This is a genomic window from Candidatus Pelagibacter sp. IMCC9063, from assembly GCF_000195085.1.
GTDB lineage: Bacteria > Pseudomonadota > Alphaproteobacteria > Pelagibacterales > Pelagibacteraceae > IMCC9063.
This window is the reverse complement of record NC_015380.1, coordinates 155,191-179,071: the sequence shown is the minus strand read 5'-3', so window position 1 is coordinate 179,071 and position 23,881 is coordinate 155,191. Positions and strand designations below refer to the sequence as shown.

The 23,881-nt window shown below is 32.3% G+C and carries 24 protein-coding genes and 1 tRNA gene; 19 read left to right on the top strand and 6 right to left on the bottom strand.

Going from position 1 to position 23,881, the window contains the following annotated elements:
* Nucleotides 1-4: 4 nt before the first annotated feature.
* Together SAR11G3_RS00935 and SAR11G3_RS00930 are read left to right on the top strand one after the other, a co-directional pair.
* The gene (locus tag SAR11G3_RS00935) at nucleotides 5-2,140 is read left to right on the top strand and encodes an autotransporter outer membrane beta-barrel domain-containing protein (protein WP_013694846.1); all 2,136 of its coding nucleotides are present in this window, start codon (nucleotides 5-7) and stop codon (nucleotides 2,138-2,140) included.
* 16 nt (nucleotides 2,141-2,156) lie between these two features.
* The gene (locus tag SAR11G3_RS00930) at nucleotides 2,157-4,352 is read left to right on the top strand and encodes an autotransporter domain-containing protein (RefSeq protein ID WP_013694845.1); all 2,196 of its coding nucleotides are present in this window, start codon (nucleotides 2,157-2,159) and stop codon (nucleotides 4,350-4,352) included.
* Nucleotides 4,353-4,420: 68 nt separating this feature from the next.
* Here the strand turns inward: SAR11G3_RS00930 and SAR11G3_RS07225 are convergent, their stop codons facing one another.
* Complete coding sequence (locus SAR11G3_RS07225) at nucleotides 4,421-4,636, bottom strand: hypothetical protein (RefSeq protein WP_148225688.1); 216 nt, start codon at nucleotides 4,634-4,636, stop codon at nucleotides 4,421-4,423.
* Between the two features lie 111 nt (nucleotides 4,637-4,747).
* On the opposite strand from SAR11G3_RS07225, the gene SAR11G3_RS00925 reads away from it, so the two are divergent.
* Nucleotides 4,748-4,824 (top strand) — tRNA-Arg (locus SAR11G3_RS00925).
* 3 nt (nucleotides 4,825-4,827) lie between these two features.
* Here SAR11G3_RS00925 and SAR11G3_RS00920 read toward each other — a convergent pair.
* The gene (locus SAR11G3_RS00920) at nucleotides 4,828-5,613 is read right to left on the bottom strand and encodes a DUF4198 domain-containing protein (RefSeq protein WP_013694843.1); all 786 of its coding nucleotides are present in this window, start codon (nucleotides 5,611-5,613) and stop codon (nucleotides 4,828-4,830) included.
* 22 nt (nucleotides 5,614-5,635) lie between these two features.
* Here SAR11G3_RS00920 and SAR11G3_RS00915 point away from each other — a divergent pair, with 22 nt between their 5' ends.
* The 8 genes from SAR11G3_RS00915 (at nucleotide 5,636) to phoB (ending at nucleotide 13,436) form a co-directional block, all read left to right on the top strand.
* A complete protein-coding gene (locus tag SAR11G3_RS00915) occupies nucleotides 5,636-6,757 on the top strand; it encodes a HupE/UreJ family protein (protein ID WP_013694842.1) in 1,122 nt (373 codons plus the stop codon).
* 18 nt (nucleotides 6,758-6,775) lie between these two features.
* The gene (locus SAR11G3_RS00910; RefSeq protein WP_049775404.1) at nucleotides 6,776-7,234 is read left to right on the top strand and encodes a DoxX family protein; all 459 of its coding nucleotides are present in this window, start codon (nucleotides 6,776-6,778) and stop codon (nucleotides 7,232-7,234) included.
* Nucleotides 7,235-7,537: 303 nt separating this feature from the next.
* Nucleotides 7,538-8,551 (top strand): substrate-binding domain-containing protein, encoded by a 1,014-nt coding sequence (locus SAR11G3_RS00905; protein WP_013694840.1) that lies wholly within the window; start codon nucleotides 7,538-7,540, stop codon nucleotides 8,549-8,551.
* An 88-nt stretch (nucleotides 8,552-8,639) separates the two neighbouring features.
* Entirely contained in the window at nucleotides 8,640-10,046 is a 1,407-nt protein-coding gene (pstC, locus tag SAR11G3_RS00900; protein ID WP_013694839.1) for a phosphate ABC transporter permease subunit PstC, read from the top strand.
* Nucleotides 10,039-11,301, top strand: coding sequence for a phosphate ABC transporter permease PstA (gene pstA / locus SAR11G3_RS00895; protein ID WP_013694838.1), 1,263 nt, complete (start codon nucleotides 10,039-10,041; stop codon nucleotides 11,299-11,301). Before pstC ends, pstA begins: the two co-directional genes overlap by 8 nt.
* A gap of 2 nt (nucleotides 11,302-11,303) precedes the next feature.
* Entirely contained in the window at nucleotides 11,304-12,068 is a 765-nt protein-coding gene (gene pstB / locus SAR11G3_RS00890) for a phosphate ABC transporter ATP-binding protein PstB (protein ID WP_013694837.1), read from the top strand.
* A gap of 4 nt (nucleotides 12,069-12,072) precedes the next feature.
* The gene (gene phoU, locus SAR11G3_RS00885; protein WP_013694836.1) at nucleotides 12,073-12,738 is read left to right on the top strand and encodes a phosphate signaling complex protein PhoU; all 666 of its coding nucleotides are present in this window, start codon (nucleotides 12,073-12,075) and stop codon (nucleotides 12,736-12,738) included.
* Nucleotides 12,739-12,749: 11 nt separating this feature from the next.
* Nucleotides 12,750-13,436, top strand: a complete 687-nt coding sequence (phoB, locus tag SAR11G3_RS00880) for a phosphate regulon transcriptional regulator PhoB (protein WP_013694835.1) — start codon at nucleotides 12,750-12,752, stop codon at nucleotides 13,434-13,436.
* Nucleotides 13,437-13,438: 2 nt separating this feature from the next.
* Here the strand turns inward: phoB and SAR11G3_RS00875 are convergent, their stop codons facing one another.
* The 4 genes from SAR11G3_RS00875 to SAR11G3_RS07635 are packed head-to-tail and all read right to left on the bottom strand — an operon-like array spanning nucleotide 13,439 to nucleotide 15,349.
* Nucleotides 13,439-14,563 carry a sensor histidine kinase gene (locus SAR11G3_RS00875; RefSeq protein WP_013694834.1) on the bottom strand — a complete coding sequence of 375 codons (1,125 nt, stop codon included), beginning with the start codon at nucleotides 14,561-14,563 and terminating at the stop codon, nucleotides 13,439-13,441.
* A gap of 8 nt (nucleotides 14,564-14,571) precedes the next feature.
* Nucleotides 14,572-15,030, bottom strand: a complete 459-nt coding sequence (locus SAR11G3_RS06935) for an MBL fold metallo-hydrolase (protein WP_255346862.1) — start codon at nucleotides 15,028-15,030, stop codon at nucleotides 14,572-14,574.
* Nucleotides 15,018-15,203, bottom strand: a complete 186-nt coding sequence (locus tag SAR11G3_RS07845) for an MBL fold metallo-hydrolase (RefSeq protein ID WP_445082401.1) — start codon at nucleotides 15,201-15,203, stop codon at nucleotides 15,018-15,020. The genes SAR11G3_RS06935 and SAR11G3_RS07845 overlap by 13 nt, the downstream gene beginning before the upstream one ends.
* Before the next feature lie 20 nt (nucleotides 15,204-15,223).
* Nucleotides 15,224-15,349, bottom strand: a complete 126-nt coding sequence (locus SAR11G3_RS07635) for a hypothetical protein (RefSeq protein WP_013694831.1) — start codon at nucleotides 15,347-15,349, stop codon at nucleotides 15,224-15,226.
* A gap of 168 nt (nucleotides 15,350-15,517) precedes the next feature.
* Here SAR11G3_RS07635 and SAR11G3_RS00865 point away from each other — a divergent pair, with 168 nt between their 5' ends.
* From SAR11G3_RS00865 to phnE (SAR11G3_RS00830), 8 genes are all read left to right on the top strand, one after another.
* Nucleotides 15,518-16,849: an ABC transporter substrate-binding protein gene (locus tag SAR11G3_RS00865; RefSeq protein WP_013694830.1), complete on the top strand. Its 1,332-nt coding sequence runs from the start codon at nucleotides 15,518-15,520 to the stop codon at nucleotides 16,847-16,849.
* Nucleotides 16,850-16,901: 52 nt separating this feature from the next.
* A complete protein-coding gene (locus SAR11G3_RS00860; protein WP_013694829.1) occupies nucleotides 16,902-18,584 on the top strand; it encodes an ABC transporter permease in 1,683 nt (560 codons plus the stop codon).
* Nucleotides 18,584-19,645: an ABC transporter ATP-binding protein gene (locus SAR11G3_RS00855; RefSeq protein ID WP_013694828.1), complete on the top strand. Its 1,062-nt coding sequence runs from the start codon at nucleotides 18,584-18,586 to the stop codon at nucleotides 19,643-19,645. The genes SAR11G3_RS00860 and SAR11G3_RS00855 overlap by 1 nt, the downstream gene beginning before the upstream one ends.
* Nucleotides 19,645-20,307, top strand: coding sequence for an HAD family hydrolase (locus SAR11G3_RS00850; RefSeq protein ID WP_013694827.1), 663 nt, complete (start codon nucleotides 19,645-19,647; stop codon nucleotides 20,305-20,307). Before SAR11G3_RS00855 ends, SAR11G3_RS00850 begins: the two co-directional genes overlap by 1 nt.
* Nucleotides 20,308-20,523: 216 nt before the next feature.
* Nucleotides 20,524-21,435: a phosphate/phosphite/phosphonate ABC transporter substrate-binding protein gene (locus tag SAR11G3_RS00845; protein ID WP_148225687.1), complete on the top strand. Its 912-nt coding sequence runs from the start codon at nucleotides 20,524-20,526 to the stop codon at nucleotides 21,433-21,435.
* 76 nt (nucleotides 21,436-21,511) lie between these two features.
* A complete protein-coding gene (gene phnC, locus SAR11G3_RS00840; RefSeq protein WP_013694825.1) occupies nucleotides 21,512-22,267 on the top strand; it encodes a phosphonate ABC transporter ATP-binding protein in 756 nt (251 codons plus the stop codon).
* On the top strand, nucleotides 22,267-23,079 hold the full coding sequence (gene phnE / locus SAR11G3_RS00835; RefSeq protein WP_013694824.1) for a phosphonate ABC transporter, permease protein PhnE: 813 nt from the start codon (nucleotides 22,267-22,269) through the stop codon (nucleotides 23,077-23,079). Before phnC ends, phnE (SAR11G3_RS00835) begins: the two co-directional genes overlap by 1 nt.
* A 3-nt stretch (nucleotides 23,080-23,082) precedes the next feature.
* On the top strand, nucleotides 23,083-23,880 hold the full coding sequence (gene phnE / locus SAR11G3_RS00830) for a phosphonate ABC transporter, permease protein PhnE (protein WP_013694823.1): 798 nt from the start codon (nucleotides 23,083-23,085) through the stop codon (nucleotides 23,878-23,880).
* Nucleotide 23,881 lies beyond the last annotated feature (1 nt).

The window sequence follows — 23,881 nt, the reverse complement described above, 5'->3', positions numbered from 1 at the left end:
CATAATGAAAAAAATATTTCTTATTTCAATATTTTATATATTTTTTTTCTGTTCCAACTCATTTGCTTTTATAGAATTTAAGCAATCAAAAGATATTTCCACAGATGCAGATGGTTTAAGACAAATAAATTTTAAACCAGATGGAACAATTATGTATGTAACTAATCGTGAAAAAGATAGTTATTCTGAGGTTGACAGTGTAATTCAGTATTCTTTAAGTACCCCATTTGATATTAGTACAGCAATTAAAACTTCTTCAACATTTTTAACCAACATAAATAAACCTCACGCAATACAATTTAAACCTGATGGAAAAGTGATGTACGTTGTAGATAATGCAGCCTTATCAATTAGACAATACAATTTAACTACAGCTTGGGATACTTCTACATTACAATATGATGATGATTTTGATGTATCAAATGAGAATCAATTAAGATCATTAGCTTTTAAATATGATGGAACCAGGATGTATGTCACTGGTAATCAAACAGAAGTAATACAACAGTTTACACTATCTACTCCATGGGATGTTACGACTGCAACAAAAGATTCAACTCAATCTTCAGCTTTAACCAGTAAAGAAGATAACCCAAGAAGTATTCAATTTCATTCAAGTGGAACTATATTTTATATAGGTGGAGGTGGCACAGACTCAATTCATAAATATACATTAACAACTCCATGGGATGTTAGTACTTTAGAATTTTCTCAGTCATATTCATTTAGTACCCAAGTTTCATCTTCAGGAGCTTCAACTATGACAGGGTTTATTTTTTCAGCCAATTTTACAAAACTATATATTACAGAGGATACACATACTGGACAGAGTACCACTGGTTCTAATACAATTTATGAATATAGTGTAGCTTGTGCTGGCACTATTACATGTAGCGATCCTTCTAATAATAGTGATGTTAAAGCAATCATTGAAGCTAATGTTGAATTATCAAAACGTATAATTAAAAACAACACTCTTCCAATCTTTCACCGAACAGAGTGGTTAAGAAGACATAAAAATAAAGACAATTTATCAAATCTTAATGCAGAAATTGATTTTACAAATGAAAAAATATCAAAATTAGTTAGTGCTCTTAAAAGCTCTAAAAAAGAAGTTGATAGAAGTTATGATAGTGACGATTGGTTTCAGTGGAGCGAGGGTAGAGTTAGTTTAGGTAAAAATAAATCCTCAAACTCATCATCAAGAGATTTTCATAGTTATGGTATCTCAATTGGTGCGGATAGAATTAAAGAAGATGATAGAGACGCTATGTATGGGTACGTTTTTCAATATGGAAACGATAATGTTGATATTGGATATAAAGGAAGCAAATTAGAGACAGATGCTTATAGTTTGGCTCTATACGGCACTAAACTTAGAGATAATCAGGTTTTTACCGATACATTAATTGGAGTTAGCTCACTAGATATTGATCAAAGAAGAGTTATTTATGGCAATACCTTAGAGGGAAACCGAGAAGGTCAACAGATCTTTGGATCATTTAATTTTGGAAAAAGAATAGTTGATGAAGATATAAATCTTAATCCAGGTATTAAATTAGATTTAGGGTACACCAAACTAAAAGCTTTTAGTGAACGATCTAATATAGCAAATAGTTTGACAGATGTATTACTTTACAAGGATCAAAATATTAAATCTGCATTAGCAACCCTTGGTATCCTTCTGGATAAAACGGATACTGATAGGCAAGAAGATGAAATTATAAATCACCATGGGCGACTAGAGTATGTTGCCGATCTAAGCCCATCATCAGATGCAGAATTCTATTACCTAAATAATCAAAGTACAGTTTATAATTACAAAGTAGATAATAAGTCCAAACATAATTTAAGAATTGGTTACGGTTTTGATGTCACTTCCATATCAGGTTGGTCATTAGTTGGAAATTTTGAAAGATTTCAATCTGCCAAAAGCCACAGTAATGAAATTTATTTATCTGTAGGTTATGTTCCAATTGATGAAATGAAATTTGTCTTTGATGTTAATAATTTTAACAATACTAGTTTATCATTCACCAACAATGTAAATGGCTTTGATATTACTGTTGGGTCTAATTACACTTTGATGAGTAAAACTCCTGACTATGGTGCAAATATAGAAGTTTCAAATAAATTTTAGCTGATTTAAAAAATTTATGAAATTTATTTTTACTACCTTTTTTTTGATAATTTTTTTTAGTACCAAAGCAGTTTACTCTGCAAGTTTCACTTTTCCTTCAACTCTAACAACCAATACTTCAGATTTTGTATTACTTTCTGAAACTGGCACTACTCCTTCTGTAAGTGGTTTTTCTACAGATGTACTTATAACAATTACTGCAACAGCTGGTTTTGTAAAAATAACAACGGTTACGGGACTTGAGCAAATTAATGGATTTTGTGGTTATACGGCTGATAATTCTAGTTCTGAACCTGCTAATTGTTCAAATGATAATAGAACAGAGATTGGTTTTGAGGGAACTCAAGCAGAAGTTAATAATGCATTAGCTACACTTTCTTTTAAAGGTGATGGAAGCACCTCTAGTGCAACTATTTCGGTTTCTGCAACACCAACAGGCGCCTCTTACAATCCTGTTAATGGTCATTATTATAGAGCTATTGCAGCTACAGATATAGAATGGGATGATGCAAGAGCAGCTGCTAAAAGTGATGCACAAAAATTTAATGGGCTTAGGGGTTATTTAGTAAACATTACATCTGCACAAGAAAACGCATGGATAAAAGATAAAATTTCAACAAATGCATGGACTGGAGGATCTGATAGTGGAACTGAAAGAATATGGAAGTGGATGGATGGACCTGAAGCTGGCCAAAGTTATACTTGCGCAATCGAACCTCTTTTAAATTCTGGTGGACCAGGAGCCACAATCAGCGGATGTTCAGAACAAAGTTATTTAAATTGGCTTGTAGCCGCGGGTGGTGACCGTGAACCAAATGACTACAACAGAAATGATGAACATTATATGCACGTTTATGGAGCGTTAGATGACGATAGGAGAGGAAAGTGGAATGATTTTGTAATTGATAACGATGCAGTTGATGCCTATATTATTGAGTACGGCGGTCAGGGAGGTACAGCCACAGCTTTTGGAGCAGCATCAATATCCATAACATCTACAGAAGCTACGGATAACCCATTTGATGTTTTTGACGATAAAGAATTAGTCGGGATAGTTGAAGGACAATCAGAAAGTGCAAAAAGATTTATTTATGGATCAACTTATCCTGTTTTAGAAAGAATGGAGTGGTATCGAACCACCAAAAAAAATGACAATATTAAATTTCAAGATCTAGGTATAGATATTGATACAACAAACAAAGATACCTACCCCTATGCAAAATTATTAGATGCTTATCTTTTAAAAGGTAAATTATTAGACGTTTATCTTTTAAAAGGCGATGTCGACAAAGAGCATAAACTATCAAATAAAAATATTGAAAAATTTATAAGTGAGTTACCTCTTTCACAATATTTAAAAAATGAATTTGGAATGGTGCCTCGAAAATGGAAAATTTGGAGTTCAGGGTATTTTAAAAAGGGTAAAGTGAAAGTTAAATCAGGTAAGGTAAATCAAGAATTTGATTCAGATGCCTTAACAATTGGAATAGATAAAATAATAGAGAAAAATACTCTTTTTGGTATAGCCATTAGACTAGAAGATCAGGATACGGATGTAGGGCAATTGGGTACTAAAATTAATTCTGATGCAAAAAGTGCAACAATCTATTCTAGCTGGCATAACAATAAATCAACATTTATTGATGGTTTAGTTGGTTATGGACATATTGAGAATGATCTTACAAGAATTGAGCAAGCTAACACTTCCAACTCTTTAACGGGGAATAGAGGTGTTAAGCAATACTTTAGCTCAATAAAATTTAATAAAATAATGGACAAAGATAACTCTACATCATTATTATTTGGAAGATTTGATTATGGTATATCTAAATTTGAAAGTTTTTTAGAGTCAGGCAATATTCAAGCATTAAGATTTGAAGAACAAAATTTAAAAAATAAATCCATTTCAATTGGCGCTTTAACAAAATATAAAAAAAAAATTAAGAAAGGATATTTTTTACCATACGGAAGAATTGAGTTTTTTGAAAATTTAACTCCCGATTCAGATGTAAAAGTATCTTATATATCTGATCCCAACACTAAATATAGTTATACTGTAAAAGAAGACTATTCAAATTCTATAAAATTAGAGTTAGGCTTTGATTTAAATTTAATTGATAGTTGGTATTTTTCTACTTCAATAAGAAGATTGATTAGAAATAATCAAGACTTTGAAAATGAATTTGCATTTAAAGTAAGTAAACCATTTTAATTAAGCAAAAAAATATGTTCAACCTTTAAAATTCAAAAATAAAAAAGAATGGTACACCCACGCTAAAACTAAAGATTTTTCAAAAGATACACCTGTGGCTTATCTTTCCTCTCAACAGAAGCAATGAAACTCTCTGTTAGTTTCTGCCTTACTATTTTCTTCGTTTTCTTATCTTCGTTAATCATTGGAACTACTCCTTTTTTATTTGATCTTCTGACTACCAAAGCCATTAAGGGTAAGGAATTCCTAGAAGAACATTTAGGAACGATTTTTTTTTGCAGCACCCCAGCAGCACCCCAAGACAAATCCAATCGGTGATGATAGCAAGTGTTAACAACGATTCAATTTGCCGTAGAAAGATGAATTGACCTATGTTATTTACAAGCAAACATTGAGCGCTCGTAGATCAACTGGATAGATCGTCTGATTACGAATCAGAAGGTTAGGGGTTCGAATCCCTTCGAGCGCACCAATTTTATTTTTTAAAGGTTAAACTGGCCCACAAAGAATGCCAGTCAGCATTTTTGATTTCTGATTTTTTAAAATGTACTGCGCTTATTAAAAAAGCTCCTTTTTTTTCAAGAGAAATAATTGCCTTGCCATCATTATTAGTTCTGATTTTGCTAATTGTAGTTTCATTTCCGGTTTTATTAAAAATAGTAATTTGTGAATTGGGAAAAGGTTTGTTTTTATAAAGCAAAAGAACATCAACTTTATTTTCACTTCCATAAGGATTGTTTAATGCAATTAATTCAAAAAGAAGACCTGTATTAAAATCTTCGCCCGACTTAGCACCAACTTGAATAAGAGATTTTGCATACCTTGTGTAGGTTTCGTTAATATCAGAATTAATAAAGTCAGGATTTTTTGCACTCCACTCATTCCAAATTCCTTCATCTTTTAAGAAAGTTTTAAATATTTCGAAATTTTTATAATCAACTTTTTCTGGAGTAGATTCATATGAAAGAACATGCAAACCAGATCCCTCTAATAAAGATTGAATAGCAGGATAATCTCCATCTCTAGGTTGTAGGGTAATTGATTTTTGTTCTAAAAAAAGTTTTAGACTTTTTGTTTCAGAACGAAGGTAAGGAAACTTGTCCCCATTAAATTTTTGGCCAACTTTAATATGTGCATTTAGTTTAGAATTAGGCTGTGTGATAAAAGCCTCAGGTTCTAGCCATAGTTCATGCGCAGAACTGGTTAGAGAGATAGAACTAAATAAAAGGACTACAGTTAATTTAGCTAGAAAATGGTTCATTACTTAATTATATCTTACTTCAATGTTAATACGCTCTTTAATTATTTTTTTCAGTCTCTGTCAATTTGCATTTAGTCATGAATTGAAGCCGGCTATTGCCAATTTAGAATTAACTTCTAAACCATCAGAGATACATTATGAACTTAAGATTCAGCTAAATTTAGAATCGATTATCTCTGAAGTAGATCCTAATCATGACAATACAAATGAATCAAAGAATTCAGAGCGGTATGAACAATTAAGAAGATATACACCAGAGCTTTTGCGGCAAGAATATCAAAAAATTAGAACGTCTTTTTTTCAAAATATTTATTTTCTAAATGGAAATGATAAAATTGCATTTAAAAATTACGATATACATATAAGTGAAGTTGGTGATGTTTCTTTGGCCAGAGAAACAGAAATTGTAGTCAGGGGTAGTTTTTCTTCTAGCAATCCTTTGTTACAATTTCGTTGGGACCCTTTTTATGGCTCTATTGTTCTTAGGGTTAATAAAGATAGAGAGGAGCTATTCACCAAATATTTACAAAATGGAGATACTGCTAATTTTTCAACTTCAACCAATCAACAACAAACTTTTTTAAGTGTAGTTCAAGATTATATCATTATTGGTTTTCAACATATTGTACCCAAAGGCTTAGATCATATTTTATTTGTAGTGGGATTGTTTTTGTTATCGACTAGACTACGACCTTTGATTTGGCAAGTATCAGCTTTTACTCTTGCCCATACCGTAACTATTTTTTTAGGAGTTATGAAGATTATAGTCATTCCTGCTTTTATAGTAGAGCCCATCATCGCTGTCTCAATTGTTTATATTGCTATAGAAAATATATTTCTTAAAGATCTATCCAAATGGAGGCCAGTGTTAGTATTTATTTTTGGACTGTTACATGGACTGGGATTTGCCGGAATTCTAAATGAAATTGGTGTTGCAGAAAGCTATTTTATAACGAGCCTGATCTCTTTTAATATCGGAGTAGAGATTGGACAGTTGCTTGTCATCAGTATTTGTTTTGTATCGATCGGACTTTGGTTTGGTCAAAAAAAATGGTACCGAAGCTACTTAACCAATCCATTATCTGCAATGATTGCTATAGTTGGCTTGTTTTGGTTTATAGAAAGAGTTGGTTTTTTAATTTAGATTTTGTTATGATTATATATGGATCCAATTGTACACAGAACTTCCAAAAGAATATTTAGGTTCTTAGACCCCATTTACGATCTGTTAGATCCATTAGCATATCCTATGATAAGGTTCGTTGCAGGTGCGATGATGATACCTCATGGGTATGGAAAAGTGTTCGGAGGAATTGAAGGAACTACCCAATTTTTTGCAAGTGCAGGATTAGAACCTGCTTTAATGTTAGCCTGGTATGTTGGTTTGATTGAGTTAGTTGGCGGTATTTGCGTGGCTCTTGGATTGTTTACTAGATTCATGTCAGCACAACTCATCGGAGTTCTTGCGGTGGCTACTTTTTATATTCATTTACCAAGTGGTTTTATGTGGGTTAAGGGTGGATATGAATACCCATTGTTTTGGTTAGTAGTCATGGTTGCTATTACCATTAAAGGTGGGTACAGATTGAGCATAGACAACCTACTCGGAAAAGAATTTTAATGAATTTATCAAGCTTACCTCTTAGTAAAGCTGTTGTAGTATTTTTGATTTTAGTTGCAGCAGTGATTCTTGGAATTACTTTAATCGTATAGTCATTACTTAATTAAGTTCTCTGTTTTTTAAAATATTTACAACGATAGTCTTATAAGCCCCAATATACATAGGTTTTTCAAGTAAACAGATTTTTAATACAACTATAAAGTTTGCTTTTGTCATAAAACTTTAACAATTCTGTAACACAATTGTTCCAAATACAAATTATTTAAACTGCAATTAAACAATTAAAAAAAGGAAAAATAACAAATGAATAAAATAAAGTTTATTGCAGTTCTTGTTTTGGGGCTTGGTATAACTTTTGCCGCTTCAGCAAGAGATCAAATTCAAATTGTAGGATCGTCCACAGTGTATCCTTACACAACTGTTGTTGCTGAAAAATTTGGTAAAAGCGGAAAATTTAAAACTCCAGTTGTTGAAAGCACAGGTACTGGTGGTGGAATGAAATTATTCTGCTCAGGTGTTGGAACGCAACATCCAGATGTTACTAATGCATCAAGAGCTATCAAATCTAAAGAAAAAGCTCTTTGTGCTAAAAATGGTGTGAATGATATTATTGAAATTGTTGTAGGAAATGACGGAATTGTATTCTCACATTCTTTAAAAGCAAAAGATGCAAATTTTACTAAAGAGCAACTTTGGAGAGCTTTAGCACATGATGTTGATATCAATGGAAAGATAGTTGCTAATCCTTACAAAAAATGGAGCGATATAGATAAGTCACTTCCAAATTTTGGAATTAAAATTATGGTTCCTCCCCCAACTTCAGGAACAAGAGATGCTTGGAACTCATTGGTTATGGGTAAAGGTTGTTCAAAAGCTTATAAAGAACTTGCCGGAAAAGATGCAAAAAAAGGTTGTCCAAAACTTAGAGAAGATGGTTTGGCAATTGAAGCGGGTGAAAATGATACTTTGATTGTAAACAAGCTTGCAGCTGATCCAGAATTATTTGGATTATTTGGCTACAGTTACTTAATTGGAAATAAAGATAAAATTAAAGCTGCCTCTATCAATGGAGTAAAACCTTCATTAGAAGGCATCCAAGATTACTCTTACCCAATAGCAAGACCTCTTTTTTTCTACGTAAAAAAAGCTCACATCGGTGTTGTTCCTGGTATTAAGGAATTCTTAAATGAATTTACTTCCAAGAAAGCAATGGGAAATTTAGGCTACTTAGCGGACATTGGTTTGGTACCTTTGAGTAATGACAAATATAAAACCACAAGAAACTCAGCTACGAAACTTACCAACATTAAGATGTAAGTTTTGCAAGCTAGTTGCTTGTAATTTAGTTAATAAGATTAAGAGCCAGAAATTTTCTGGCTCTTAATATTTTAAGGGGTAGGAAAATATGAATATATTAATATTAGCTTTTATAGCCTTATTTAGTTTTTCCTGCTTTTTCTTCGGAAAATCTCAAATTAAAAAAATTGCATATTCACAAAAATTTAAACCCAAGGCGCTACCTCATTTTTATGGTTTTTACCTATCTTTATGGTGTGCGCTGCCAGCTCTCTTAATTGTTTTGTTATGGTCTATTTTTGAACCATTCATTGTTAAATACTTAATCATTAGTGGTTTAGAAAAAATTTCAATTAACTCTATTGATCCCGATCAACTGAATTTAATATATCAAAAAATTAAGGCATCTTACTTCGGAAATTTTACTGGTATTGCTAGCGAGCAAATAAAAAAAGGAGCTGAACAATATGGTCATTTTCTTTCTATAGCCCAGGGTGCAAAAGTTGTCTTAGTATTAACCCTGGTTATTGGTTTTGCCTTGGTTGCTTACAAGAAAATTCAAAATAATACCCATGCAAGAGAAGGTGTGGAGTTTATTTTTAAGATTGTATTAATCTCTTGTTCCGTTGTCGCCGTATTAACTACTGCTGGGATTATTTTTTCACTATTATTAGAAAGTATAAAATTTTTCTCTCAAATTAATTTTTTTGATTTTTTATTTGGTCTTGGCTGGAGTCCACAAAAAGCATTTGTGAGCGATACTTCAGTAGCTCTAAGTGCAAAAGAAGCAAAAGAATTGAGCAAGGCTTTTGGAGCGGTTCCATTATTTGCTGGAACTGGATTTATTGCTTTTATTGCAATGTGTGTGTCTGTACCGATAGGTTTGTTTTCTGGGATTTACTTAGCTGAATACGCAACTCCTAGCGTAAGGAAGTTTGGAAAACCAATTATTGAAATTTTAGCTGGAATTCCAACGGTGGTGTATGGTTTTTTTGCTGCTTTAACGGTAGGGCCTTTTATCAAAACTATTGGAGAATCTTTAGGGTTAGCTGTTTCTTCTGAGAGCGCTCTTGCTGCAGGTTTGGTAATGGGTGTAATGATCATTCCTTTTATTTCTTCATTATCAGATGATGTTATCAATGCAGTTCCCCAATCACTACGAGAAGGATCTTATGCATTGGGTGCTACGAAATCAGAAACAATTAAAAAAGTAGTATTACCAGCGGCTCTTCCAGGAATTATTGGATCAATTTTACTGGCTGTATCCAGAGCTATTGGAGAGACTATGATTGTGGTGATGGCCGCAGGATTAGCAGCTAAACTGACTATTAATCCACTAGATTCAACTACTACCATCACTACACAAATTGTTATGATTTTGGTTGGCGACCAAGAATTTACCAGTGCAAAAACACAAGCTGCTTTTGCTTTGGGACTAACTTTGTTTGTTATGACATTAATTTTAAATTTTATTGCTCTACGAGCGGTAAATAAATACCGAGAAAAATATGACTAAAGAACAAAGATTAAAAAAAAGATATTCTGCAGAAAAAAGATTTAAAGCTTATGGAATTATATCTGTATGTGCTGCCTTACTTTTTGTTGGGATTTTAGTTTTTAAAGTTTTTTCTGAAGGATCGGGAGCGTTTGTTAAAACAGCTATTCAGTTGGAGCTGGATCTTAGTAAAGAAAAATTAAACTTACCTGAAAAACCTAGCAAGGAAGACTTTGAAAATATAGATTTTTATGACTTTGCCCAACAGCACATTTTAAAAATATATCCTGCAATAACCACTAAGGAAAAAAAAGAATTATTAACCTTATTTAGTTCAGACTTTGAATATGAAGTAAAAGATTTTATCCTGTCTAACAAAAATTTAATTGGCCAGAAGGTTTTTTTTAAAATTACAGCAGCATCGGACTTAGATCAAATGCATAAAGGAAATTACACGAGAGATATTCCTGAAGAGAGAAGAAAAGTTTCTAATTTTCAATTAACAATTTATGACTTTTTATTAAAAGAAAATAAAATTAGTAAAATTTTTAATAATTATCTTTTTTCTAATGGAGATTCTAGAAACCCAGAAATTGCTGGTATAGGAGGTGCTATGCTGGGTTCATTCTTTAGTATTATAGTTTGTTTAATTATATCTTTTCCCATAGCTCTTCTTGCTGCAGTTTATTTAGAAGAGTTTGCGCCTAAAAATGCTTTTACTGATTTTATCGAGATTAATATAAATAACTTGGCTGCAGTTCCTTCGATCGTGTTTGGACTTTTGGGCTTGGGTATTCTTCTTAATGTTTTTGAATTGCCAAGATCTACTTCTTTGGTAGGAGGAATTACATTGGCACTTATGACTTTACCAAGAATTATTATTCCATGTAGGGCATCTCTAAAAGCGGTTCCACCGTCTATTAGAGAAGGAGCGCTTGCAGTGGGGGCTTCAAAAGTTCAATCCGTGATGCACCATGTGGTTCCTTTGGCGATGCCAGGAACGTTGTCTGGTACAATTATTGGCTTAGCGCAAGCCTTAGGAGAGACGGCCCCCTTGCTATTAATTGGAATGGTTGCCTTTGTAGTGCAGGTACCTGGTACCCCAATGGATCCATCTTCTTCTTTACCAGTGCAGGTTTATTTGTGGTCAGAATCAGCTGAAAGAGGGTTTGTTGAAAAAACTTCAGCAACAATTATGATGTTACTTGGTTTTTTAATTGCGATGAATTCCATAGCAGTTTATGCAAGACAAAAGTTTGAGAAAAAATGGATTTAACTATGGATAATAAAATTAAAATTAAATCAAATAATTTGAATGTTTTTTACGGACAAAAACAGGCTCTGTTTGATATTAATTTAGAAATTAATCAAAATGAAGTTACAGCACTAATCGGGCCTTCTGGTTGTGGAAAATCTACATTTATAAGATGCATTAATAGAATGAATGATGTGATTGATATTTGTAGAATGGAAGGTCAGATACAAATAGATGATAAAAATATTTACGATCCGGGCGTCGATGTAGTTCAGCTTCGAGAAAAAGTAGGAATGGTTTTTCAAAAACCAAATCCTTTCCCAAAAAGTATTTACGAAAATGTATCTTATGGTCCTAAAATTCATGGCATTGGCGAATCTAAAGATGATTTAGATCAAATTGTAGAAAATAGTTTGAAAAGAGCAGCATTGTGGAATGAGGTAAAAGATCGACTAGAAGAGCCTGGAACAAGCTTGTCAGGAGGTCAGCAGCAAAGGCTTTGTATTGCTAGAGCAATATCTGTTAATCCAGAAATTATTTTAATGGATGAGCCTTGCTCAGCTTTAGACCCCATTGCTACAGCAAAAATTGAAGAACTAATTGATGAATTAAAAAAAACTTTTACTATTGTTATCGTCACGCACTCCATGGCCCAAGCAGTTCGTGTTTCACAGAAAACAGGTTTTTTTCATATGGGAAAGATAATCGAGGTAGGAACTACTGAGCAAATTTTTAAAAATCCCACGAATAACATGACACAAGATTACATAACTGGTAGATTTGGATAAACTTATGACGAATGACACACATATTGTAAAATCTTACGGAGAAGAGCTTCAATTTTTAAATGATAGTATAATTCAAATGGGAAGCCTAACAGAGTCGCTACTTACCGATTCTATGAATGCAATTACTATTTTAGATAAAGATGCGGTAGACAGGATTGTCCAAAGCGATAAAAAAATCAATGAGTATAGAGCAAAAATTGACACCCAAATTATGACTATACTAGTAAAGAGAGCTCCTATGGCTATTGATTTAAGGGTTGCCATAAGTGCTTTACGTATTTCACAAGACTTGGAAAGAATAGGAGATCTTGCAAAGGGAAGTGCAAAAAAAATAGTTCCTTTGCCTGAGGATTTGTCTCAAACATTGTTAGATAGTTTAAAGCGTCTTGGCAATACGGTTAAAAACCAACTGAACAAAACATTAGATGCATATATTAAAAAATCAAAAGAGGGTGCGATTGAAGTAATTAAATTGGATGAGAATGTAAATGAGCTTACTTATTTATCCATTAAGGAAATTTTAAACTTTTTATCAAAAGATAATAAAAATTTAGAGTTTGCAACTAACCTTTTATTTGTCGCTAAAAATTTAGAAAGAGCCGGAGACCATATTAGAAGAATTTCAGAAAATATTTATTATTTAGTAGAAGGTGATTATTACAAAAAATAATAATTTATATTATGAAGGCTAAAATTTTTATAGTTGAAGACGAGCCTTCCATTGCAACTCTAGTTAAATATAATTTAGAAAAAGAAAATTATAAAGTATTTATTTCTAACAATGGCGAAGAAGGATTAAAGGAAATAAAAAAGATAGAGCCAGATTTGATATTGTTAGATTGGATGCTTCCAGATTTATCGGGTATTGAAATTTGCAGGAGTCTAAAAAAAGATAAAAAATTTAAATTCATCCCTATTATAATGTTAACTGCCAAGGGACAGGAAGAAGATAAAGTATTAGGATTAAATACTGGAGCAGACGATTATCTTGTTAAGCCTTTTAGTCATTCAGAACTTGTTGCAAGAATCAATGCATTGCTAAGAAGAGTTAAACCTCAAGCTATAGAAGACTCTGTTACTTTTGAAGATTTGAAAGTAGACCGTTTGCAAAAAAGAGTTTCTAGGGGTAGTCAGCAAATTATTTTGGGCCCAACAGAATATAGATTGATTAATTTTTTTATCACTAATCCTAGAAGAGTTTTTTCAAGAGAGCAGTTGTTGGAAAATGTTTGGCTAAACTCTATTAATGTTGAATTGAGAACTGTGGATGTTCATATAAGGAGGTTAAGAAAAGCAATTAATTTACCAGGAAAAAAAGACTTAATACGAACTGTGCGTAGCACCGGGTATTCTTTAGACAACACTTAAGTTTAGCTAGCCAAAGGGAGGTTGATAATAAACTTTGACCCAATACCTTCTTCGCTTTCAATCCTTAGATTTCCCCTGTGCTGGATGATAATATGTTTTGCAATTGCCAATCCAAGGCCGGTACCACCTACTACTCGGCTTTTTTTAGGATCGGCTTGAAAAAACCTTTCACTAACACGAGGAAGTAGATCTTTTGGTATACCAATTCCTTGGTCTTTAAAAACAATTTCAATCTGATGAGAATTTTTTTTATAGGTTTCTACATGAATTTTTTTTTGAGGCTCACTGTATTTGATAGAATTATCAACTAAATTAGAAAATACCTCTATTAGCTTATCTTTGTCCCCAATCACATTTGTAGCGTCTTCAGGAATATCAATATCAAGAGTAATATTTTTTTTATCAAGAGATTCTTTGTTAGAACTTTTTACATAATTAATAATTTCATTTAAATTTATAATATCTTTTGGTTTGATATGCTCTTGCTGCTCAATTTTAGAAAGAATTAGCAAATCTTTAATTAAATTTTCCATCCGGTATGCCTCTTGAAGCATAATAGGTAAGAATTTTTTTTGAGAATCTTTGTCATCAATAGTTTCTAGTCCCATTTTAATTGACTGAAGAGGTGTTCTCAATTGATGGGAAACATTAGCAACAAAATCTGACTTTATTTGTTGAATTTTATAAATCTCAGTTAAATCTCTCAATAATATAATGATAGATCTTTCATTTTCAAAAATTGGAGCTTGAAAAATATTTGCTTCATAAGCTTGGTAGGTTGGAGTTTGAATCTCAGTTTTTACTGCAGTGGGTATATTTTTTTCTATTACAAAATCTATTCCATCTAAAAATTTAGATGTTCTTATAACTTCTGCAATATGAGAATCTTTTATATTTCCACCAAATCTATTTAGAGCTGATTGGTTTGCAAATACTATGTTTTTTAATTTATCTATTACTAGAATTTGATCTGGTATTTGATTTAAAATTTTTTTTTGATTTTTAAATAAATCTTTCGATTCAAGATTTTTTTCACTAATATTTTTATTTAATAAATTTTTATTTTTAAACTTGATAAACAAGAAAGATAAAGCAAAACCAAGTATTAAAAAAAATAATTCGTACATAACTAAATTCAGATATTAAATTTTATTCCATCGTAGCAGGGTTCAATATTTTTGTATTTTTTTAATTTATTTTTTAAATTATTGTAATCAAGATCTTTGCTCATATGAGTTAAAAAAGCCTTCTCAGGCTTGATTAGATTAATATAATTCAAGGTTTCTTTTAAACTGACATGCAAGTTATGCTCTTTGGTCCTAAAGCAATCTATTATTAAATATTTAATATTTAATATTTTTTTTATAGTTTTTTTAGGAATAGTTTTTACATCTGGGATATATGCAATATCATTATTAATTTTGTAGCCAATAGTTTTGGTGGATCCATGCTTCACATCCAATCTTTCTATTCTGATTTTATCCTTACCATTGCCAATGTTGATATGGCTTTTGATTATATTGCTTTTTAAGACAGCAGGGTAATTTTTGTTATTCTTAAAAAGGTAACTAAAATATTTTTTTAAATAAAAAATACATTGCTTAGTTGAAAAAATATCAATTTTTTTTTATTTTTTATCCAAAATGTTCTTAATTCATTTATTCCAAATATATGATCGGCGTGAGAGTGTGTAAAAAAAACATAATCAATTTCAGTAATATTATTTGCCAATAACTGGAATCGTAAATCAGGAGAGGTATCAAACAGTATTTTGTAATTATTAAGACTTAAATAAACGGAACTTCTAGTTCTAATATTTTTTTTATTTTTTTACAATTCCCCCAATCACCATCTGGAGTAGGAACTCCCTGAGAGGCACCACAACCTATGATTTGTAAATAGTTTTTTTTCATTAATAAATTAAGCACTGGTTATAAATTATTTTTTTTAATATTTTAGCCTTTTTTGACAAAAAAGAACCTCTTTTGAATAAGAATTTGTTTTACTCTTATTTCTCTTTTCCTATTGTACGCAAATTTTAATTAAAGTACGCTTAACATTAAATAAACAAAGGGGACAACATGAAAAAACTATTAGCAATCTTTATTGCTTTATTGTTTGCTTCAAATTCTTTCGCAGCTTCTGGAAAAGTGGTAGTAGTCACTTCCTTTCCAAAAGATCTTTCAGGAAAATTTAAAGCAGCATTTGAAAAAAAATATCCTGGTGTTACGGTTGAAGTTGTAGGAAAAAAAACTACTGCTGGAATTAAATACATTCAGGAAACAAAATCAAATAATGGAACAGATCTTTTTTGGGCTTCCGCACCAGATGCGTTTGAAGTTTTAAAGGGGGACAGTTTATTAGCCAAATACACATCTAAAGTGAAAGGAATTCCATCTAAAGTGGGTTCTTATCCTGTGAATGATCCGGATGGTTTTTATACTGGATTTGCTGCAGCTGGATACGGCATGATGTGGAATACAAGATATTTAAAGGCAAATAAATTACCCGCTCCTAAAGAGTGGATTGATTTAGCAAAACCAATTTATTTTGGCCACACAGGAATGAGTGCTCCTTCAAGATCAGGAACTACGCATTTAACTGTTGAAACTTTATTACAAGGAGATGGTTTTAATAAAGGTTGGGCTAAAATGAAAAATATTGCTGGAAACTTCAAAACAGTTACTGCAAGAAGCTTCGGTGTTCCTGATGGTGTGAACAGTGGTGACTTTGGTATTGGAATTGTAATTGACTTTTTTGGTCTCTCATCAATCGGAAGTGGTTTTCCTGTAGGATTTGTTTATCCAACAGTAACAACTTTGGTGCCTGCTAATATTGGGGTTATAAAAAATGCTCCTAATAGCGCAAACGCAAAACTGTTTATTGACTTTTTATTAACTCCTCAAGGACAAGAAATCCTTCTGGATCCAAAAATTAGAAGATTGCCAGTAAATCCAAAAACTTATTCAAAAGCTCCTAAAGACTTTCCTAATCCATTTAAGGATAGTTCTATCGGTGCTGCCGTTAAGTTTGATGTTTTGCTATCTAAATCAAGATACAATCTTGTAAATTCTTTATTTGATGTAATGATCACTTATCGTCTTGATGATTTGAGAGCTACTATGTCAGCAATTTATAAAGCAGAAAAAGCTCTTGGAAATAAAAATAATCCAAAAGCTAAAAAGCTAATAGCAGATGCTAGGGCTTTAGTTGCTAAGTTGCCTATATCTGAAGCAAAAGCAAACGATCCTGATTTTAATAAAATCTTTAAGAAGAAAAGAAAAAAAGCTAAAGATATATCAAAATATGCAGGTACTCGTCAGGCTGAAGTAGAAGCTGGATGGGATAAGCAAGTTGTTAGCAATTACAAACAAGCGAAACAAAAGGCTGAACAAGCGTTAAAATCTCTATAATATATCCTTGCGGCCCTAACCTTTATGGTTAGGGCCGTGATTGTCTTTTCCTATGTTTAAAAATCTTTTTTTAAAATCTACTGCTATTTTTATTGGATTATTTTTATTTATTTTTTTAGCCGTTCCTATTGTTCAAGTCTTTTATGTTTCCTTTTTAGATCAGAACGGTCATTTTACTTTTTTAAATTTTTATGATTTTTTTCAGAGTGCTCTTTTTATAGAGTCACTTTATAATTCTTTTTATGTTGCATCCATGTCAGTTATTCTTGCTTCATTTTTTGCTATTCCTTTGGCTTATTTTACAGCACGTTTTAATTTTAAAGGGTCCGTTCTTATTCAAAGTTTGGGTTTTATTCCATTAATTATGCCACCGTTTGTAGGAGCTGTAGCTATGAAGCTCCTCTTTGGTACCAATGGCTCAGTTAATTTGATGCTGGATCAATGGTTTGGTTTTAAAATTCCATTTATGGAAGGGCTGAACGGAGTGATTTTTGTGGAATCTATACATTACTTTCCGTTCATTTTAATTAATTTGATAAGTAGCTTAAATAATATTGATCGAACTATGGAAGAGTCAGCTCAAACTCTTGGTGCTAAGGGCTTCCGTTTATTTCGAAGAATTGTACTTCCTTTATCTATGCCAGGCTATATTGCGGGAGCAAGTTTAGTTTTTTTAAAAGTATTTGATGACCTTGGAACGCCTTTGCTTCTAGATGTAAATAATATGTTAGCTCCACAGGCCTATCTTAGAATTTCCTCTATCGGAATCAACGATCCTATGGGTTATGTGATTGGTGTGATTTTAGTATTAACTTCAGTCGCTGCGGTTTGGGTCGCAAAACTAGCGCTGGGAGGAAAAGATTATTCTATGCTGCAAAAAGGTGGTGGTGGTATGGTCAAAAGAAATTTTTTACCTCATCAAAAGTTTTTTGCTTATTCGGTAGTATTTCTTATTTTGTTTTTAGTTTTATCCCCCCATATTGCTTTGGCTCTTTTATCCTTTGGAACTGTTTGGTCATTTAGTATTTTGCCAGACGCATTCACTTTTAGTCACTATAAAGCTGTATTTGAAAATAGTGTCTTTATTAAAAACACCATGCTGTATTGTTCCATTGCAGCATTGATCGATATTGTGCTAGCATTTTTTATTTCTTACATTGTCTTAAGAACGAAGTTTGTAGGAAGGCAGCTTTTAGATTATATTGCTATGAGCGCGCTTGCGATCCCAGGCCTTGTTTTGGGTATTGGTTATTTAAGGACTTTCTATTCAGTTAATTTACCATGGAATGACAAACCATTAGCTTCTTGGTGGTTTATGATTGTCATTATTTTAGCTGTGCGAAGACTTCCTTATGCCTTGAGAGCTTGCAACGCAGTCTTAATGCAAATAAGCAAATATTTAGAAGAGTCCGCTGAAACATTGGGAGCAAAAAAAACCACGATTTTTAGAAAAATATTAATTCCTTTGATGATGGGTGGATTGCTTGCAGGGTTTATTACTAGTTTCTCAACAGCCACTGTCGAGTTATCAGCAACTATTATGTTGGTATCTACAGAAACGGATGCACCTTTAGCTTATGCAATCTATTCTTACATGCAAACAGCCGCAGGAAGAGGTCCTGGTGCTGGTTTTGGTGTGATCGGAGTTTTAATTGTAACTGCAGGAACATATCTTTCTCAATTAATTATAGAAAAAAACTACAAACAAAGAGGGATGGAGGCTAAGATAGACTAATGAGCGATTCAATAATTGAAATAAAAAATATTAATGTGTCTTATGGTTCAAACCATGTTTTAAAAGACGTCAATCTTAGTATCGACAATAAAGATTTTTATACTTTTTTAGGACCTTCAGGATGTGGCAAGACTACTTTGTTGCGATTGATTGCTGGGTTTGAAAAATCTCAATCAGGAGAAGTTTTTATTGGAGGTCAGGAGGTTAGCAGTTTGAATCCATGGGAACGAGATGTGGGAATGGTCTTTCAAAACTATGCTTTGTGGCCCCATATGACTGTTTATAAAAATATTAGTTTTGGTTTAGAAGAAAAAAAAATTAATAGCAAAGAAATAGAAACAAGAGTAGCTGAAGTTTTGGAGCTAGTAGACCTGGATGGATTGAGCAAAAGATATCCTTACCAGCTATCTGGTGGACAGCAGCAAAGAGTTGCACTGGCTAGAACATTAGTTGTGAAACCAAAAGTTTTACTTCTTGATGAGCCACTTTCTAATTTAGATGCCAAACTAAGAGTTCAGATGAGAAAAGAATTGTTAGAACTTCATCACAAGTTAGATATCACAACGATTTTTGTTACCCATGACCAAGAAGAAGCTAATGCCATGTCCACCAACTTGGCAATTTTCAATGAAGGAATAGTCCAGCAAATGGGTAGACCCGTAGATTTGTATAACAATCCAACCAATGCATTCGTAGCTAATTTTCTTGGAACAACCAACGTAATAGAAGGAGAATTTCAAAATTCTGTCTTTACGAGCAAGAATGGAATGGTAATCAAGGGCATTGGTGCAGATGCAAAGGGAACTTCTGTTTTATTAAGACCTCAAAATTTATATTTGGAAAATAAGAACAATTCATTGGGATTAAGAGGATTATCATTGGAAGAGTTTGAGGGTACGGTTGAAAACCAGGAATTTCTTGGAAATATTGTAAGGTATGTTGTGAATGTTAAAAATCATTCCTTAGTTATTGATACTTTGCATGAGGTAGATAAAAAAATTTACTATCCAAAAGAAAAAATAACTATGTTCTTAGATTCCAAAAAAATTAAGTTTTTGTAATGGATCTAAAAAAAAAGAAGCTAATTATATTTGATTTGGATGGAACTTTAGTTGATTCTCAAACAGATATTTTAATAGCTAACAATCTTACCCTGCAAAAATTTGGTTATAAAACTATTAGTTACCACAAGGTAAAAAGTATTATTGGCCAGGGAATTATGGGCAATATTATAAAATCATTAGCTATGCAAAAAGTAAAAGCCAGTAACCAGCAAAAACAAGATATGTATGATTATTTTTTTTCTTATTATAAAAAAAACGTTTATGTAAAGTCCAAGCCTTATCCTGGTATTAAAAACTTATTAAATAAATTACAAAAAAATTATAAACTAGCAGTGTGTTCCAATAAGTTAGAAAAGTTAACTAAAATTGTATTACAAAAATCTGATTTAAAAAAATATTTTGATTTTGTAGCAGGCGGAGACACTTTTAAATTTAAAAAACCTCATCCAAGTGTATTAAACAATGTGGTAAAAAAATTTAAGATAAATAAAAAAGATGCCCTGTTCGTAGGAGATAGTGAACATGATTATCATGCAGCTCAAAATTCAAAAATCGATTTTTGCCTTAAACAAGGGGGCTACACTAACAAAAAAATAAGCTTTTTTAAGAATGCGGCTAAAATAAAAGACTATAGAAAAAATAACAAACTCATTTATTAATTTAGAGTTTAGAGTCAGACGAAAAAAATTATACAATTCAAGATACACACACAACCTACAATTAGTAAATTTTTTTCATTTTTTGAGCTATTTCTTGCTTTTTATGACAAATATAAAATTTCTTTTTTTTCGATAGGGGGTATCTTTTTTTAATATTGGTCGAAACTTGAGACTTGTTATGTAATGTTAAGCATTAACAAAAAAGGGGAAAACATAATGAATATAATTAAAAAAATTGGAGTTTTAATTTCAATTTGTTTGATTGGTACTAGCGCATATGCCGCTAAGTGTAGCAATCCTAAGCAACTTAGATTTTCAATTATTCCAACAGAAGAATCGTCTTTTGAATTAGACTTATACAAACCGATTCTTTTAAAATTAAAACAAAACACTGGTAAGAAAATTGAATTTTATATGCCAACTTCTTACGCTTCAGTTGCAGAAGCTTTAATAGGTGGTTTTGTTGATATAGCTGTATTGGGACCTTATGGTTACATAACTGCTAAAAAGAAAGAACCTTCAATAACGGTATTTGCTACATATGCTAAGAAAAAAGGATATATGCAAAAAGAAGGACCAGGTTACCAAAGTGTTTTGATTTCTAAAAAGGGGTCAAAATTTACAACTGAAAAATCTTTAAAAGGTACTACGGTGGGTCATGCTGATCCAGGAAGTACTTCTGGAGATTTAATTCCAAGAGTAGTTTGGGCACCTTCTATGAACACTGATGCAGACAAATTCTGGAAACGAATTGTTTACACAGGTGGTCATGACCTTACAACTCTAGCAGTCTATAGTGGAAAAATCGATGCTGGCTTCGTAGCAAGTCACCGATTTGACAACGTAGTTGCAAAAGGAAAAGTAAAATTGAGTGATTTTAATATTTTATGGAGATCACCTTCAGTTCCTCAAGATCCTTTCGTATTCAGCGGTAAGCTTTGTAAGGATATTCAGGACAATATTAGAAGAACTTTTCTAGAGCTTGGAAATGATGCAGGTGCTGCAAAGTTTCTAGCTAATCTTAAATCATCTAAGTTTGTTGCAATGACAGACAAAGATTATGATGTAATCAGAACTTTAGCTAAAGCTAAAGCTGAGTTTAAGAAAAAGAAAAAAGCTAAAAAATAATTAACTCTCCTGTTAATTAGTTGAATAAGTAGTATGCGTGGGTTTAACAATCCACGCATACTCTAGATAGGATTTTATGAACGAAATATTAAAAGTAGAAAATTTAAACCTAACATATCAAAAGGGAGGTCCCCAAGTTTTATTTGATATATCATTTTCAGTTTCCAAAAGTGACTTTTACGCAATCATTGGACCCAGTGGAGCTGGGAAGTCGTCATTAATTAGATGTATTAACAAATTAGCAGATGCTAATAGCGGTAATGTTTTGTTCAAGGGAGAAAACATAACCAAGCTAAGTGGAAAAAAATTAAGATCAGTAAGACGAAAAATTGGAATGATTTTCCAAGAATTTAATCTAATCGATAGAATGTCAGTTATAGACAATATTTTAACAGGTAGACTTGGCTACATGAATACTTTTACCAGTCTTTTTAGAATGTTTGATAAGAAAGACATCAGTAGAGCCATTGCCTTAATAGAAAAGGTGGGTTTAGAAGATTTTGCAAATAAAAGGGTTGATCAATTAAGTGGTGGTCAAAGACAAAGAGTTGGTATTGCTAGGGCCTTAATGCAAGAGCCAGAGATTATGTTGGTAGATGAGCCTACGTCTAGCCTAGATCCAAAAATAGCCATTGAAATGATGGAATTAATTAAAGGGATAGCAGAAGAATTAAAAATTCCCGTATTGTGCAATATTCATAATATTGATTTGGCAAAACAATTTGCCAACAGAATTCTTGGTCTTCAAGATGGAAAGAAAAAATTTGACGACACTACAGACAAGCTAACCCACGAAGTTCTTCAAGATCTTTATAAATATGAGGTCTTATAATGGAATCATTTACACTTGATGTAGATACCTATTCACAACAAAATTCTAAAAAGATAATAAAAAAAATAATTTTTTACATCTCTCTCGTAGTCATTATTTTTTTTAGTGTTTATTTTATTATTGTTTTAGATACTGATTGGCATCGAATTGGCTCAGGCGGAGGAATACTTGAGCAGTTATCTTATTTTGTTGGTCTTGATTTTACAATTATGAAGCACTTAATTGTACCAACTTTTGAAACTTTTTTAATGGCTTGTTTGGGTACAATGCTTGGTTTATTTCTTTCCTTACCTGTCGCATGGCTAGGCGCAAGAAATGTAACTCCTTTGGGTATGGCAAGTTTTGGTTTTGCCAGATTTTTAATGACCATAAGTAGGTCTGTGCATGAAATAATTTGGGCATTAATATTTGTAGGAGCGGTTGGACTCGGAGCATTACCTGGAATTTTAGCTTTGGCTTTTCGATCGGTGGGATTTATTTCAAAAATCATATCTGAGTCTATAGAAGGAGCTGATAAAAAACCGATAGAAGCAATTAGAGCAGCAGGAGGATCAGGTTTTGATATTATGTATTATGGAATTATACCGCAAATACTACCAACGGTAATTGGAACTATTATTTTTGAGTGGGATATTAATATTCGTAGGTCAGCGATTATGGGCTTGGTTGGTGCTGGTGGATTAGGTCTAGCTTTTTTTAGACAGATGCACATGTCTAATTATCCAGGAGTAACAACGGTAATAATGTTTATTTTTTTACTAATTATTATTGGAGAAATTCTGTCACACTTTTTAAGAAAGAAAATAAATTAAATTATGAAAGATATTTATCAAAACAATACTTCAAAAAAATTTGTAGGTGTAGCCCTATTCTTTTTTGTTATTTATTTATGTTTCCTTTACTTAGGAATAGATTTTGAAAGATTTTTTTCTGCTCTTGGTCGATTTGGAAGCCTCATAGCAAATCGTTATTATCCAGTTGATTTAGAATATGCTTTAGACCCTGGTTATTTGCAGTCGATCTTGAACAGCGTTCAAATGGGTTATCTAGGACTGGTGATTGGTGTTATTATAGCATCAGTTTTAGCTTATTTTGCAGCTGGAAACATAACTCCTAGTAAGAGAATTGCATATCCTATCGGAAAATTTTTAATTATTTTTTCGCGATCTATTCATGAAACGATATGGACCATCCTTTTTGTAACTGTTGTTGGCTTTGGAATGTTGGCAGGTGTTATGGCTCTTACTATGTATTGCATAGGTTTTTTTGGAAAGCTTTTTTCTGAAGAGTTGGAAAATGTAAATATGAAACTAGTTGAAACTATTCGCTCCAATGGAGCAAATGAGCTTCAGGTTTTTGCTTATGGGGTCTGGCCGCAGGTAAAAACAGCCTTTACAGGAATATTAATTTATACTTGGGATGTATGCTTCAGAGCATCAACAATCATTGGTTTTTTTGGAGCAGGTGGCATGGGTTGGTATTTAAAAAGAAATGTGTTGCAGTTAGAGTATGCAAGAGTTTCGGCTATTATTGTTTCCATTATAGTTTTAGTTGTCTTGTCTGAATCTTTGTCAGCTTTTATGAGAAACAAAATTCAAAAAGAAACTCAATAAG